The 15,544-nt window shown below is 33.0% G+C and carries 21 protein-coding genes; 3 read left to right on the top strand and 18 right to left on the bottom strand.

The window, feature by feature from the left end; all coding sequences use genetic code 11:
* Positions 1-107: 107 nt before the first annotated feature.
* The 15 genes from M3610_RS09215 to M3610_RS09145 form a co-directional block, all read right to left on the bottom strand.
* Positions 108-395, bottom strand: a complete 288-nt coding sequence (locus M3610_RS09215) for a peptidase M23 (protein ID WP_251459014.1) — start codon at positions 393-395, stop codon at positions 108-110.
* A gap of 241 nt (positions 396-636) precedes the next feature.
* The gene (locus M3610_RS09210; protein ID WP_251458624.1) at positions 637-1,620 is read right to left on the bottom strand and encodes a short-chain dehydrogenase; all 984 of its coding nucleotides are present in this window, start codon (positions 1,618-1,620) and stop codon (positions 637-639) included.
* 55 nt (positions 1,621-1,675) lie between these two features.
* Positions 1,676-1,957, bottom strand: a complete 282-nt coding sequence (locus M3610_RS09205; protein WP_251458622.1) for a hypothetical protein — start codon at positions 1,955-1,957, stop codon at positions 1,676-1,678.
* 36 nt (positions 1,958-1,993) lie between these two features.
* Positions 1,994-2,188 carry a hypothetical protein gene (locus tag M3610_RS09200; protein ID WP_251458620.1) on the bottom strand — a complete coding sequence of 65 codons (195 nt, stop codon included), beginning with the start codon at positions 2,186-2,188 and terminating at the stop codon, positions 1,994-1,996.
* A complete protein-coding gene (locus M3610_RS09195) occupies positions 2,169-2,480 on the bottom strand; it encodes a hypothetical protein (protein WP_251458619.1) in 312 nt (103 codons plus the stop codon). The genes M3610_RS09200 and M3610_RS09195 overlap by 20 nt, the downstream gene beginning before the upstream one ends.
* Before the next feature lie 158 nt (positions 2,481-2,638).
* The gene (locus M3610_RS09190) at positions 2,639-2,836 is read right to left on the bottom strand and encodes a peptide ABC transporter substrate-binding protein (protein WP_251458618.1); all 198 of its coding nucleotides are present in this window, start codon (positions 2,834-2,836) and stop codon (positions 2,639-2,641) included.
* 95 nt (positions 2,837-2,931) lie between these two features.
* Positions 2,932-3,831, bottom strand: coding sequence for a replication initiator protein A (locus M3610_RS09185; protein ID WP_251458616.1), 900 nt, complete (start codon positions 3,829-3,831; stop codon positions 2,932-2,934).
* A gap of 54 nt (positions 3,832-3,885) precedes the next feature.
* A complete protein-coding gene (locus M3610_RS09180; RefSeq protein WP_251458614.1) occupies positions 3,886-4,056 on the bottom strand; it encodes a hypothetical protein in 171 nt (56 codons plus the stop codon).
* A 538-nt stretch (positions 4,057-4,594) separates the two neighbouring features.
* Entirely contained in the window at positions 4,595-4,999 is a 405-nt protein-coding gene (locus M3610_RS09175) for a hypothetical protein (RefSeq protein WP_251458612.1), read from the bottom strand.
* A 595-nt stretch (positions 5,000-5,594) separates the two neighbouring features.
* A complete protein-coding gene (locus M3610_RS09170) occupies positions 5,595-6,140 on the bottom strand; it encodes a hypothetical protein (protein WP_251458610.1) in 546 nt (181 codons plus the stop codon).
* Between the two features lie 132 nt (positions 6,141-6,272).
* On the bottom strand, positions 6,273-8,084 hold the full coding sequence (locus M3610_RS09165) for a GmrSD restriction endonuclease domain-containing protein (protein WP_251458607.1): 1,812 nt from the start codon (positions 8,082-8,084) through the stop codon (positions 6,273-6,275).
* Positions 8,085-8,186: 102 nt separating this feature from the next.
* Positions 8,187-8,696: a macro domain-containing protein gene (locus tag M3610_RS09160; protein WP_251458604.1), complete on the bottom strand. Its 510-nt coding sequence runs from the start codon at positions 8,694-8,696 to the stop codon at positions 8,187-8,189.
* A 184-nt stretch (positions 8,697-8,880) separates the two neighbouring features.
* Positions 8,881-9,609: an amino acid ABC transporter ATP-binding protein gene (locus tag M3610_RS09155; protein ID WP_098571847.1), complete on the bottom strand. Its 729-nt coding sequence runs from the start codon at positions 9,607-9,609 to the stop codon at positions 8,881-8,883.
* Complete coding sequence (locus M3610_RS09150) at positions 9,606-10,250, bottom strand: amino acid ABC transporter permease (RefSeq protein WP_251458601.1); 645 nt, start codon at positions 10,248-10,250, stop codon at positions 9,606-9,608. The genes M3610_RS09155 and M3610_RS09150 overlap by 4 nt, the downstream gene beginning before the upstream one ends.
* A 60-nt stretch (positions 10,251-10,310) precedes the next feature.
* Positions 10,311-11,081, bottom strand: a complete 771-nt coding sequence (locus M3610_RS09145) for a transporter substrate-binding domain-containing protein (RefSeq protein ID WP_251458598.1) — start codon at positions 11,079-11,081, stop codon at positions 10,311-10,313.
* Between the two features lie 292 nt (positions 11,082-11,373).
* On the opposite strand from M3610_RS09145, the gene M3610_RS09140 reads away from it, so the two are divergent.
* Both M3610_RS09140 and M3610_RS09135 read left to right on the top strand, forming a co-directional pair.
* Complete coding sequence (locus M3610_RS09140) at positions 11,374-11,565, top strand: YjcZ family sporulation protein (protein ID WP_311315820.1); 192 nt, start codon at positions 11,374-11,376, stop codon at positions 11,563-11,565.
* A 142-nt stretch (positions 11,566-11,707) separates the two neighbouring features.
* Entirely contained in the window at positions 11,708-12,124 is a 417-nt protein-coding gene (locus M3610_RS09135) for a DoxX family protein (RefSeq protein WP_396953640.1), read from the top strand.
* Positions 12,125-12,241: 117 nt separating this feature from the next.
* Here M3610_RS09135 and M3610_RS09130 read toward each other — a convergent pair whose 3' ends face one another.
* The 3 genes from M3610_RS09130 to M3610_RS09120 form a co-directional block, all read right to left on the bottom strand.
* Entirely contained in the window at positions 12,242-13,366 is a 1,125-nt protein-coding gene (locus tag M3610_RS09130; protein ID WP_251458595.1) for an NADH-dependent flavin oxidoreductase, read from the bottom strand.
* Between the two features lie 102 nt (positions 13,367-13,468).
* Positions 13,469-13,861: an IDEAL domain-containing protein gene (locus M3610_RS09125; protein WP_251458592.1), complete on the bottom strand. Its 393-nt coding sequence runs from the start codon at positions 13,859-13,861 to the stop codon at positions 13,469-13,471.
* Positions 13,862-13,980: 119 nt separating this feature from the next.
* Positions 13,981-14,400 (bottom strand): RrF2 family transcriptional regulator, encoded by a 420-nt coding sequence (locus M3610_RS09120; protein ID WP_098571843.1) that lies wholly within the window; start codon positions 14,398-14,400, stop codon positions 13,981-13,983.
* Between the two features lie 164 nt (positions 14,401-14,564).
* On the opposite strand from M3610_RS09120, the gene M3610_RS09115 reads away from it, so the two are divergent.
* Positions 14,565-15,467 carry a VanW family protein gene (locus M3610_RS09115; RefSeq protein ID WP_251458589.1) on the top strand — a complete coding sequence of 301 codons (903 nt, stop codon included), beginning with the start codon at positions 14,565-14,567 and terminating at the stop codon, positions 15,465-15,467.
* The last annotated feature ends 77 nt before the right edge of the window (positions 15,468-15,544 follow it).

Below are 15,544 nucleotides of genomic sequence, written 5' to 3'. Positions count from 1 at the left end.
CAAAAAATAGTTCTTGGGCTTTTGTACACTTGGGTGTAACTGAAGGTGCACAAGTTATCATACGCCGGTCAACCATTTTTTTAAGGACTAAACGGGCATATATTTGCTTACATTCTCTTAAAAATTTTCATCAAAACTCTTTTTTCTTGATTATTTAACTCATTGCTTACAATGTACTTATTCATCAGAACAAACAATACTCTATTGTTCTTCAACTGTTGCATCTGTTTGTCCAACTGTTTTAATAACTGTTTATCATCTGTCTGTTCTTCTAAATCATTGAGTATTTGCAGCTGCATATCAATTAACTTTAATGTACTGTTTGCATTTTGAAGTATAATTTCATCTATATCACTCATTTGTTTATTTGTTTTATCTATTAATTCACTAATCACCAATGTTATGCACCACCTCTGACTTTTTACTTATATGTGAATATGAATTGGAACTTCTCTAAAAAAAATGTTGCCCCACCAACTGCTATGTTAGTGGAGCTGGACAAAAAGGGAAGGTGAAGACGTTTTTATCGGAGGAAACGCCTTTAATAAAAATGAAAACTCTTATTGAAAAGTGTAATGTTATGCTTAGTACCATTACATAATATTAGGGAGAATTTCCCCCTAATCGTGGACAGTTTTAAATAATTTTTTCTAATTTATTTATTAATTTTTCAAAACGTCTGCGATTAGTTTTATAGTTATTGTTTACCTTCAAACAAGCCAATAGATCGCCGCTGTAATTCTTCTTTAGCAACTCAATCATTTCAATATCTTTACTATTTAATTGTCCACTCTGAATACCGTTATCAATAGCTTGTTCAACATCAGCTATCGGTATAATGTCAATTGGTTTTGTAATAGAGCCTTTATCAGCAACAAGAGCCTTAAATATTGAGTAATGTTTACCTGAAGCAACTTCACCTGAAAACTCAACAGTTTGCTTGCTATATGCCTTTACGCCACTTCTTTTTTGCATTGGTTCATGCTTTGTGTAAGAACGAACAATAGCGCCAATATCACCAAACAATATCTCTTTGATTTTCCTTCTAGTTGCCATGGTTCCTTTATTTGAACCTGATTTTTTCAATTTTGATATATAATATTGAATCAAATTAAAGCAATCTTCTACGAGGTTTCTGGCATCTTCATTATTTTCAAGTGCTTGATAAAACCATAAATCTTCAATGGCTGCACCTTCATTGATTAACTCATAATCTCCTTTTAACAAGTTATCAACTGTATCTTCGTATTTTAATAGTCTTTCACGATTTACGATTGCATTAGTTAATTGAGCTTCTGCAACTGTTTCTTCATCATCGTTTGAGTATGAAGGTAATTGCTGTTCATTTATTTCAACATCTTTTAACCGTTTCTTATCTAAGATGTTATATTCATTTTTCTTTGTTGTAAGATTTTCACTCTCAAGCACATAGTCTGCAAGGAGCTCCAAATCTCTATGTACCTGTTTATTTGTACTTTTATCCTTTGTTACTTTCATTGAGTTAGCATTGTAAAAATCATCAACCAAACCTTCAGCAATACCCTCAATTTTATTTAATCTTTCGTCTGTTCCTTTTATATAACCAAAACTATACAGCTTACCTCTTACATCGTTTTTCATTTTCATGTTCCTCCTAGTACTCTCTTATGTCTTTTTAGGCAAACTAAAAAGCAATCTACTTCGATTGCTCCTCCCAAATAAATTGATACCTATCCTGATATATTGATGATTCATACTTATCACTTAATTTGTAGTAAACTGATGAATTACTTAATGTTAAGTTCAATACCTCTTTAGCAAATCTTGAACATTCATACGTTGAACTGAATCTCCATTTTTTGTTAGTGTCAAGGTCAATCATATAAAAATAACCTTTAAATAATGGGTGCTTATCTCCCGTTCTTCCATAACAAGGATTATTTTGACCGTTTATTTTTCTTTTTGATATTCCTTCCATATTACATCCTCCCAACAAATAAAGAGCCACACCTTGTTAGATGTAGCCCTCTGCATAATTTTGTTCATAAATTTTGTCAATCAATTCAAAGGTGCTTTCATTAAACTCATATAAGTATTCTGTATAAGTACCTTCATGTTTAGAAAGTGGTATGATACCGTGAGTAAGTAGATCTAAAAACATTTTTCTATCATAAACAATAATGAAGCCTTTATTTGATGTTTCTTTCATTTGTTTTCCTCCTAATAAAATAGGAACCCATCAGTCTATTTGCGTATTGAATATTTTTTAAATTCTTCATATCTTTTTGCGGCCAATCAGATATGTCATATAACCCGTATTTTTCATTAAATTTACTACCTCGATGATTTCTTATAAGCAATTCGATCTCATACCTCAAATCTTCTAACCGCCTTGAACTAATTGGCACATATGATGTTCCGTATACAGATTTATTTAGCGCATACAGATTTAAGTTGATTATTGAAAGTAACATTTCAGATTTTAATTTATCATTTTTCATTCTTTAAACACTCCTATCCAAGGAACCAAAGGCATAAAGATAGCATCATCAAAATTTGTCTACAATCGCTTTTAATTTGATAGAATTTCATCTAACAACTCTCCCCTTTTGTTTAATGAAAATAAATAAAGCACCATCATTTAATTGACAGTGCTTAATTAAATCTCGCCATTTCTTTTCATAATGTTATAGACCACTTTTGCATAATCAGTTTTTACTAGTTTAAGTCCTTTTTCTTTTAACTGTTCGTTTAGTTCATCATTGATTTTGTCAAACGTTAGTCCTTTATTTCTAAGTTCAACAATCAGTTGTTTTTTCCACAAAACTTCATTTTGTTTTTTAGTTAAAAATTGCATTATATATTCCTCCATTTTTTCATTTTACCTTTACATAATATATGTGCATTGATGGGACAATGGTAAACCAATATTTACGAATATTTATTAAAATATTAAATATAATTGATTATTGCCCCTTTATGCTTTTCAATCTTGTTTAAGAAATCAATTAACTTAAAACCTTGACCTTCTGCTGATTTAATCAAATCTTCTTTTTTACCTTGAACATATCTGAATACTTCAACCATTTGTCCAAATTGATTAGTCTTAACAAAAACCATTTTTCTATCTTCAACCTCGTTAGGTACAAGGATGTCTTTTGTTAACTCAAGTACTTTATTACATTCTTCTTGTAACTCTTGCGGTGACTTCATTCTATCAATTTGAGTGTTTGGTGTTTCTTGAGCTAATTCATTAGGTTCAATATTACTTGGTTGAAAATTAACATTATAAATTCCGAAACCACCATTGTTAGAATCCTCTGGACCTTTTGTAGATTCTTCTAAAACAATATGTGTATTATCCATCGAATTTTCTTCTGGAACCTCCGGAACCTCAATATTTTCCTCAATGGTTTTATGAATTGGTTCACAGTCCTGTGGCTGCTGTGTATAATTATTATTGTTAAGGTTATCTGATACCTCTACTGTTTCTACTACTTCATTAATAAATTCTTTTGACCAAGTTTCATAGTGCTTTACATAAATAGGAGTTGATACTCCTGCTTTTTTAACTTTTTGCTCGTCATAATGGATCAAGCCAAGTTCCTTTAATTGTTTCTTTAATGTAAAGAATGTTCTTTGTTTAATACGACATTTTTCAAGTGCCTCATCTTGAGTAAATAGTATATAGACTTCTCCATTACTATCTACATATTTTCTTGATTTAGATAAGTTCATTTTGTCCAACATTTTAGTATAAAGAATAATACCATCATTGGATAAATCAACCAATCTTTCATCTTGAAACATTTCCCAATACAATTTACCAAAGTTTAAGTTTAATTCTTTCATTTTTACATTCTCCTCGTTTTTTATTAGATTTTTGTAAGGTGCCTTTTAAGCACCTCAAATACTGTATTCCTTAATATGAGTTTCAATTTGACCATCCTCATTACTTAAGAAAAATACATATTTGCCTTCCATGAATTTATTTGGTGAGATTCCAATGATACTGTATCCTTTTCTAATCAAATACTCTGCAAGTTGTAAGTTATATATTAAATATGATTTATTCATTAATTTTGACCTCCAATAGTTTTGTTTGTGATTTGCCACCCTCAATATATATGTCAACAAGTTGGCAACTAGTAAACCAATATTTACGAAGAATTTAGATAATTTATTAATTTTCCTCTAAATATAATTAATTAAATATTCAATAGCATAAAGAAAAAAATGAGCAGAGACTTTAGTCTCGGCTCTAAATAGTTTTGTATATTAGTTATGACATATAGTTATGATATAGTTATGACTAGAATGCACTAGATACACTACCCTAGTGCACTAGATGCACTACTACGTGTGCAAATAATGCACTACTATATGCAAAATTTGCACTACTATTATATTAAGAACAAAATAAGCAAATTACTGCTCGTTTATATCCATCAGTGATTTTAATAGTAGTGCAAATAATGCACTACTAGCTGTTTACCAGATAAACTACTATTGTACAAAAGGTAACATAAACCTGCGCCATTATATATAAATATACAACAAGTTATTGTTACCTATGAAAAAAGCCCACCAATTAATGGTGAGCATAAAGAATATATTAAAATGTTTGTTCTTCATCATCTTCTAGATAATCGTTGAAATTTACAGATATATCCTGTAAAGGCTTCATCTCTTCAATAATTCCTGCACCAACTTTAAGAATCAAATCCGCAAATTCTTCTATAGTACAATTATTTATATGCGGTATTTCAGTAAGTTTAAAATTATTCTTAGTAATAATAACATGAGTATAGAGCATCGCAACATATAAAATAATATGTTTTTTTATTGGATTTTTAAAACAGCCGTTATTTAGTAATCCATTTTCCTCTGCAATATACTCAATCCAATTTTTCGTATCATCGCTTTTTAACAATTCAAATGCTAGACTATAAACAGCAAATACATTTCGCTCCATCAACTTTTCATTCTTGCTCTTTTTAACCTTATTAATTTTTTTCATTTCCAATCACTCTCCGTTATTTTTAGTTGTTTTAACTTACGGTGAGATTATAGGTATTTTATTTTAAAACGTAAACCAAACTTGAAAATAATTTGAAACTACACAAAAAATTTTTTTCTGTAAACTGAAAATTAAATAATAAAATTATGACATTTTCTTAGTGCGGTTTACAGATTTTTTTTTGCTAGATATAATATGAATGTAATGAATATTATATCCCTCTAATAACATAATCTATCTAAATGTATAATATGTTTGGTTAATAATTAATAGATTTGCTGATGAAATGAATAAGTGGGTCTCTTACCTATTGGTTCCATTATTGCGCCCGCATCCGGTCAAAATTTTTTTTAAAAAATCCGCATTATGTCATATATTTTAATATAGTTTCATTTTAATATTTTAATATCCCTGGCGCAATATTTTGACTAGTCATATTTTTGTGCCAATAATTGCGCCATAAATTTATGGTCATATTTTTGTACCCAAAATGGATCCACTTTCTCTAGTTCCATTTTTGTACCCATAATTGTGCCATGGTTTTATCTTTGTAAAAAGAAAATGAGCAACCTATTTAAGTTGCTCATCATTTGTCTTATTCGGCAAATTTAAAAGTATTTTCATTCCAATTAACATTATCACGAATTGACTTCATAATCGGAGTGAATGGCATTCCTTTTAGTTCAAGAGTTTCTTTAAAATATGTAGCACATGCTTTTATTGAAGGGAAAGTTTGTTTCAATTCTCCATTTACCCACCATTCAACTTGCTTTCCATTTCGGCGCTTATTTACTTTTTCCTCAGTTGGTTTTTCTTCCTCTTCAATTTTAGGTTCAATATCTTCAGTTTGAGTATTTTCAAAGGTTTCAGCTAATGCGGTTTGAAGGTTTTCAAGGTTTATCATATTTGGTTGCTCAATATTTATTTCAATATCTGTTTCAGTTAGATCAGTGATTTCAACTACTTTGAAAGTTTCATATAAAACTTCATCATTTTTAATTGCTTTTGCAACTTTTGCCTCAATTGTCTTAACAGAGTTATCAGTGATATTAAGTGACTCAATATAATCTGCAACAGACTTGCGAATAGGAAATGCTTGAACCTCGTTTGTTTTTACATTAATTAGTTGGACTTGTTTCATTTTAGTCCCTCCAGTATTTTCCATTTATTTGGTACATGTTTATATTATCCAATTTGCACCTACTTGTAAATGGAATAAACTGAATATTCAGATAAATTTAGACTCCCCACGAAGGAAGTCTAAATATATTCATTATACTTCCACTTCTTTTTGAAATGGCTCTTGATAAAACATGTCTAACATCTTGCCTTGAAGGTCGGTAATATTTGCTTTAATTAATTCAAATATTTGCTTTGCTCTATCCTCCAAGAACAGCAAATAGACATCATCATAATCACCATCAATTAATTCTTCAGGGATCAAATGATTCCTTAATGTTTCCTTTATTAACGGGTTGCTATTATGCTTTATTTTGGTTAAATAATTAGATGGTGGGTTTTTTCCTATTTTAATGTTCGTGATTTTAGGTATTAAAGTTCTATTCGCTACACAATCAATAAGTGCTAATGCTTGTTCATCGGCACTATTTACAGTTTTAATAAATTCTACAGGGAAAATATGGTGGTCTTCCAAATTACTATTAAAGGAAAGTACACTATTATTATTCCAATCTAATAAGCCCTTTGCATTAAAATTAATTAGATTTAAAATTCCTTGGTAGACAACATTTGCTTTTTTGGTAAAAGAATAAATATCGTCATATTCAAAAATTTGGATTTTTAATTTATTAAAGAAACTTTTATCAGTAATCCGACCACCTCTAGCAATAATTTTCATAATGTTTGAATCATAAAGTATTACGTCATTTGACCCCGAAGAATACTTTTGTGAAAGTATAGAAGCCCAATTCCAATATTTTAGAAAATCATATTGCTTTTTTGTCATTTGTGAAAAATCACTATGTTTTATTTCCTTTAAGAAAATCATAAGCGGTATTATCATATTTTCATATGGCATCCATGATTGAGAAATAATAAAGTAATTATTATATAGAAAATCAAGTGATTTTTTGTATAGTTGACATACCAAATCCCAATTATCATTAAAATGCTGATAATTAAGCTCGGATAGTATATAAGACTTATCAACCTTTTTTCCATCACTTACAATAAACGAGATTGCACGGACAATAATTTCTCGGTTCAATCGGTAATTTGGATTTTCATTTTCAAACTGTTCCATATGTTTTCTTAAATTGAAACCTGTGTATAGTTTTGCAGCTAAAATATCTATAAAATTTAGCTGAACTCCTCGGCTATTACTTCTTTCGAAAAAGAGTGCAAATTTTTCGGTACTCATGTTTAAAAGATAATATGACAAGAGTTTGTCACTTTTAAACAAGTCATAAACCTTCATAATTAGTTGACGATATTTTTTAAATTCTTCCTTTTTAGAGGAGTCATCTTTAAGCTGTATGTATTTTAATTCATTGAAAAATTGTTCTTTTATTGAATCATCATCTAAGATGCCTTCTGTCATAATTTTATAAACATCGGACAACTTTATACACAATCTGCTTTCATCTTCTTGGGAATTAAATTCATAAATAATATCTTCTAAAGAACATGAATTAAAGTTTTTACCCTTTATAGTTTCCTCGAGTTCGTCTGTGTCTTTAACAATAAACCAAACATCATCTATTCCCTTTAAAGCTCTATATAGGGAAGTTGCCCGTTGTTGACCATCTAATACCAAACGAAAATTATCAAGCTTTGTTTTTAGTTCAATTTCTTGTTTTGAGAAATCTGTAGTTTTAAGACTCCTTCTTCTCTTACCTTTTGTTTTTCTTGGTCTTGTGTCAATTTCTCGTGTTGTTATTTCAAACGAGGGCTTTCCATATATTATTGCTCCAATAAAAATTTCTCTTACCAGTGAATCAAATAAATCCAAAGTTTTAGTCATATCCCACACAAAATCTCTCTGAAATTCCGGTAATGCAATTTGTTCAGAGTCAATGCCCTCAACAAGTGTAATAATTGATTCCGTTCTTTGCGGTTCAATCAATTTTTTATTCCTCCCCTACTTTTTGCCTATATGAAAATTTTAGCAAATAAAAGGGAGAAATTGTATAAGTATTTAAATAATTTTTTATTCTAGTGTTACATTTCATTGATGAATCGATGTAAATAGTTTCTTGCTTAAACCGAAAGAGCTCTTATCAAAAACAACTAGATAAACGAGCATGTCATGCTGTAATAAAAATGAACCTATCGTAGAAACTGCAATTTGTAATGCTTCCTCCTTGGGGTAACCATAAATGCCCGTCGAAATCAACGGGAATGCGATGGATTCACACTGATGGGTCATGGCCAGCTCCAAGGAGTTATAGTACGAATTCTTTAACCGTAAGGCTTCTTGATTGGAACCACCTTGCCAAATCGGTCCAGGAGTATGTATGATATATTTTGCTTCTAAGTTAAAGCCGTCCGTCAATACAGCTTCTCCAACCTTGCATTCCCCCATTTGATCGCAAGCTTTTTGCAACTCATAGACACCAGCAGCACGAAAGATAGCACCACAAACGCCCCCACCCATTTTCAATGATGTATTCGCAGCATTGACAATCGCATCCACCTTCATCTTAGTAATATCATGACGAACAATTTCTAATGGCAACCTTTTCCCCTCCTAAACAATACTATATTGCATTTATCTCCCACAATTTGTATAACCCTAGTGAGATTATACCATTTTTTCATGCCAGAACTTGCATCAAAAAAAGCCATCAAATACTAGATTGAAAACACTAGTACTTGATGGCTCGTATTTTTTTCCTACTCACAACGAGGTAAATGATTGTTTATAACACTTTACTTAAGAACGCCTTGGTACGTTCATGCTGTGGATTACTGAATAACTCATTTGGTTCATTTTCTTCCACTATATAGCCGCCATCCATGAAAATAACCCGATCTCCCACTTCACGAGCAAAGCCCATTTCATGAGTAACAACCACCATGGTCATCCCTTCTTTAGCCAGCTGTTTCATTACTTCTAATACATCTCCGACCATTTCAGGGTCAAGTGCAGATGTCGGCTCATCAAAAAGCATGATTTTTGGATTCATTGCAAGTGCCCTAGCGATAGCAACACGTTGTTTTTGCCCCCCGGATAGTTCACCCGGATAACTATTAGCTTTTTCTCTTAACCCTACCTTTTCGAGTAGTTCAAGTGCTAACTTATCCGCCGCAGATTTTTCGGTTGAGCGAATTTTAATAGGTCCCATCGTGATGTTTTCTAAAACGGTTTTATGAGGAAAGAGATTGAATTGCTGGAAAACCATTCCCACTTCTTGTCTAACCTTGTTGATATTAATCTTGTTGTCTGTGATATCTTGTCCGTTAATAACTACTTCCCCGCCTGATATTTCCTCGAGGCGATTTAAGCAGCGAAGGAACGTACTTTTTCCTGAACCCGATGGGCCAATCACACAAACTACTTCTTTTTCTTGTACCTCTGCATTAATATCCTTTAAAACCTCTACCTTACCAAACGATTTTTGCAGATTTTTAACCTTAATTATACTCATCGAACCTGAATCCTCCTTTCGATGAAATTAGCTAAGATAGTTAATAAATAAATAATGATAAAGTAAATGACACCAACAGCCAGCCAGATCTTGAATGCTTCGAAGGTTGCCGAAGCTTGAATTTGCCCTTGCTGTGTTAAGTCGGCGATCCCAATAACAGATAAAAGTGAAGTATCTTTTAAACTAATAATGGACTGATTTGTAATAGTAGGAAGCATTCTTCTAAATGCTTGTGGGAGAACCACATATCGCATTGTTTGTGCCCCTGTAAAACCAATCGATCTTGCCGCTTCTGTTTGTCCTTTATCTATCGATTGAATTCCTGCTCTGATAATCTCAGCAAAGTATGCCCCTGCATTAATGGCAACAGTGACGATCCCAGCGGTCGTGCTGTTTAAGGAGATTATTTGTAGAGAATTCACGCCGAAATAGATAAAAAACAATTGTACAATAAATGGCGTACCTCGAATTGCATCCACATAAACTTTTGCAATCCAATTTAAGATCTTATTCGGTGCCAATCTCAATAAAGCGACCAGTAAACCAATGATAAAACCTAGAATAATAGCTATCACAAATATATATAATGTCACTTGAAGACCTTTGAATAACATCGGTAACGCCGCAGAAATAATATCCATCTTTTCATCCCCTTCCAAAAAGAAAGCGCGCATTAAGCGCGCTTATTGCTTATAAATTAATTATTCACCAAGATAAGTTTTGATAATTTTATCATAGGTTCCGTCTTTCTTTAATTCAGCAAGACCATCGTTGATTTTTTTCAAAAGATCTGAATTTTTTCCTTTTAGAACAGCAATTCCATATTGATCTCCGTTCAAGCGATCACCTACGATTTTTAAGCCAAGATCTTTTTGGGCAATTGCATAAGAAATTACAGGATAATCTTCAATCAGTGCATCCGCATTTCCGTTAGATACCTCTTGGAACATTGCAGGACTATCATTAAATTGAACAACAGAAATTCCTAATTTTGAAGCATTGTCTTGTGCATATTTTGCACCAGATGTACCTTTTTTAACTGCAACTTTTTTGCCTTTTAGGTCATTGATAGATTTAATCGTTGAATTATCTTTCTTCACAACTAATGTTAACCCTGCATCAAAATATGGTGTTGAGAAATCTACTATTTTTTTTCTTTCTTCAGTAATACTCATACCTGCAATTGCCACATCTAGCTGATTAGCTTGCATAGCTGGAATGATCCCACCAAAATCCATCGGAGAAAGTTCAATTTTGAAACCTTGATTTTTTGCAATTGCATTGATTAATTCAATATCAATACCCTTGTATTCGTTTCCTTCTTTAAATTCAAATGGAGGATACGTGGTATCTACACCTACTTTATATACCTTACCCTTTTCCTCGTTCCCGCTTTTTGTCTCATTACTTCCACACGCAGCGATAAAGATGGTAAGGATTAAAAACAAACTAAACAAACCAAACTTCTTCATTTCAGTCTCCCCTTTTTGTCTGATTATTCTCATTTGCAGAATTGATAGAATACACTTAATCAATATAACACAAATGATAAACAGAAAAAAGCAAAAGTTATTCGAATATAAATTATTTTAATAAAATTAATATTATAGAATAATTCATCGAAGGAACATATGAATGGTAAAACAGGTTATGACATGCATAGCTTAAAAATTTTTATTAATACGGGCTCCAATTTTACCTCTATGTATATGATATAGGGTAATCGCCTAGTTACTCTCCTTACAACCGAAAGGAAGTGTTTGAATGTATAATAACGCAATCCCAACATTTAGTGATACCTCTAATGTTATTCCCCAGCCTCCGATGTATTATGGCTATGCGACTCCTGTTCAAGGACACTGTATTAATGTTCGTGGGTGTGAAAATTTTATCATTATAATAGTGTTGTTTATTTTATTAATCATAATCGGTGCATTTGCTTTTTGCTTTGAATAGGGCAAGACTAGATCAATTCTTCAAAAAATCATTTAGTTTTATAGAGTAGATGAAAAATCAGGGACATGGTATGACCCCATGTCCCTTACTGCTTCCCAAAGCTTCCGTTAACTTGGGAACCGCTCCTGATTGACGTTAATGTATGTTTTTTGTAATGGTCTGTCCCTCTTCTTGCATAGAGATATACAAAGGGGGGATTTTTATTTTATATACTGATAAAGTTATTAGAATAACTGTTGCTTATGTATTTATTACCTCAGCACTTATGAAATTATTGGGTACCGAAGTGACGAATCATTTTCTTGGCTTAGGACTGCCCTATCCCCACATGATGTTAAAGCTTGTTATTTTAATAGAATTAGTTTGTGGAATTCTACTACTGGTAAATAAAGCCGTAAAAAATGCGGTGGTACCTTTAATGGGTATTATGATGGCAGCCATTCTTTTAACAAAGGTTCCCCTACTGCACACGGGCCTTCTCCCATTCGCTTTTGGGGCTCGTTTAGATATTGTCATGTTGGTATTGCTGGTCTATCTATACAAGGGATATCCTCGATAAAGTGCCTGACACCCTTGGAATAAGGATTCCATTTTTAGTGATGTTAAATCAAAATGAAAAGGAAACTCCCTTCTTTTATCGGAGGGAGTTTCCATCTTGTTTAAGTATTTAACTGTTCTATTCTACTCCCGGAAACCATCCTGGCGTATGAACAATTGCCTGCCACAGGGGATCTGGTACTTCCAGTTCGTGCTGATGATTCTTGTTTATTTTGGTGACAATTTCAGATTCTCTTCCTTGTTCCACTTTTTGCACCCACTCAGGATCAATGATCAGTTCACGTCCCAATGCGATTAATGGGACGCCCGTTTCCAATGCGTTTAAGGCATCATCAGCTGTATAAATCGAACCAACACCGATGACTGGAACTCGGCTCCCTACACGTTCCTGAATGATTTCAATACGTGAACGTGTATCCTCCACTCCTCGTCTAGGGGTTGACCTGAAATCCAGCAATGAAACATGAAGATAATCAAGGTCTTTTTCTACAAGTGCATCTATTAGTGCCAGTGTGTCAGCCATCGTGATTCCAGGTGTTTCAGGTTCCTCCGGGGAAAAACGATAGCCTACCAAGAAGGGCTCCTTCGCATATTCAGCAACTACTCTCTTTACTTCATCGACAATCGCCAACGGAAAAGTTAACCGTTTTTCAAGCGTGCCGCCCCATCGGTCATCCCGACGATTAGAATGAGGGGAGAAAAATTGCTGAATCAGATATCCATTGGCACCATGTATTTCAACTCCATCATAACCTGCTTCAATGGCACGTCGAGTGGTTTCTCCAAAATCGCGAATAATAGATTCGACCTCTGTTTCAGTCAATGCACGGGGAACGGGTTTTCCTTCCCCTTCTGAAGGAACTGCACTAGCACTTACCACGTCACCATCCACTAATTCAGGTGGAACCTGACGGCCGCCATGGAAAATTTGCAAAATTGCTTTCGCACCTTGTTCTTTAATGGCTGATGCTAGTCGACTCAAACTTGGGATCATTTCATCTCGGTCTCCAGCAAATTCACCATGAAATCCTTTACCATTTCTGGTCACATAAGTACAAGCTGTAATGACCATTCCAACGCCATTGGAACGTCGTTGATAATACTTGACTTCCGCATCTGAGACTGTGTCGTCAGGATTGGATGAGAAATTGGTCATCGGTGCCATGACTATTCGGTTTTTTAATTGAATCCCCTTTCCTATCGTAAATGACTCAAATAATGGTGCATATTTTTCATTCATCATGTCTTTACTCCCCCTGTATGTTCATTTATGTTATATAAGAAAAAATACTGTTACCCTTTCTATAACTTCACCTTATAGTTTGGGTTTTTGAGTGGTTTAAAATTACCTTTTTATATCAAAATTCCTCATTCTGTTTCCACTGATTAGAAATTCAGATTTTTTTATAGGCACTTCATGATTTTTTTTAGTAGATACTAATTTCGCCGATAATTCCTTAAACCACTGCTCATCTTTAAATAGTAAAGCCAAGTCTATTAAAGCTAAAAGCTCACTTTCATTTCTATCAGTTGTCTCGGGTAGCTTTTCAGCCTGTTTATTTACGACCCAAATCGATTTTCCAATCGCTTTTTCATTGTCACTATCAACCACATTTATTTGTAACATTCCTTTGGTAGTGTCTACGGTTTCAACATATCCGTGAATCAGTTCTCCACCTCTCGATATACCCTGTATCCAATCCCCATTTTCAAATTGATAATTATCGGCCATTGTCATCTACACCCCTTAAATGTTATAAAAAAAATTACAGTTTAGTTTTTTAAAAAAAGTTATTACCAACATCTCATCATACTGTAATAAAATAATATACAGTATGACCAATAGAAAAAACTAAATCATGGACAATGTTTAATTTTTTCTAAAACAGAACTAAGTGTAATATTTTCTAAATATTTTTCAAAATATAATTCAGCATCATTGAAAATCTGGTCCATTACCACCTGGGTATTAGACGAGATGACACATTTTTGCTCAGGGTCCCCTGTACACCAGTTTGGTTTTAGGCTTCCGCGTGAAACAATACGATAAATATCTGCCAATGAGACATCTTGTGAGTCACAGTCGAGAATATAGCCACCACCAATACCTTCTTTGGTCCTAACAAATCCATGATTGCGCAAACAGCTCATGATCTTGCGAATCCGTGCCGCATTTGTACAAACATTGGCAGCGATTGACTCACTGCTAGCCATGTGATCTGGTAAATATGCTAGATAGACTAAACTATGGACGGCTATCGTAAAATCACTATTCACTTCAATGCTTCCTCCTCAAGAAGATTAATGTAATTTTATTATTTACAGTTTATAAAGTCAACAAAAAAACTCAATTTTTTATGAAATCACCGTTACCAAAGTACAAATTCATATACATGGAATTGTAGTTTTCTCCTCATATTAAAGTTAGGAGGGATTCCAGGATGAACTTTACTTGGTTACTTGGATTATTAATTTTATCTCAACAGGTGAATATACCAGGCAGTTTATTAACAACTAACAATGGGCAAACTTTCACAATCGTTAATCGTCCTGACTTTTCGATGAACTTGCCCGGTTTACCTATTATTGACACAGAGAATCTTAATAAATTTATGGATGAAATGGACAAACAAGTTTCTGTAAGACCAAAAAATGCATTTATTGATAATAACGGGAATATCATATCTGAAAAAGTTGGTTACCGATTAAACCGTCAAATCTTTACAGAACAAGTATATTCTTATTATTTTAACAATGGATCATCTAAAGTAGAGATCCCCTTACAAACAATTTATCCTAAAATTGACAGTGAATTACTAGCGGATATTCGAAATAAAAAAATTGGAGAATACGTAACATCCTTCAATAGATATAATAAAGAACGAACCAATAATATTTATCTTGCCAAAAAAGCCATTAATAATTTTGTTCTTTTCCCAGGGGAAATTTTTTCCTTTAATAAAGTTGTTGGTAAAAGAACAGCAGAAAAAGGTTATATGCCTGCAACAGTCATTTATAGAGGAAAATTTTCAGAAGATATTGGTGGTGGGATTTGCCAAGTATCATCTACCCTTTTTAATGCAGTGGATAATGCGGGATTAAAAGTTATCCAACGTGTTTCACACAGTAAAAAGGTTACCTATATTCCACCAGGGAGGGATGCAACCGTTAGTTGGAATGGACCAGATTTTGTATTTAAAAATAAATACCATGAACCCATTCTAATTCAAGCAAAAACATTAGGGAACAAGTTAACCATTGAGTTATATTCTTCAGAATTCATTAACTTTAGTCCAAGAAAAGTTCCACATCTTCCTAATGATCAAAATCACCAACCCAAGTGAGATCACTTGGGTTTTTTGGTGCTTATAAATTTCAACACAATCCCTATATTTAGAACCTGAACAAATGTGCAGACCTC

The organism is Neobacillus sp. MER 74, assembly GCF_023714155.1.
Note: the sequence above shows the minus strand (reverse complement) of the source record. Positions and strands in the feature narration are given on the sequence as shown.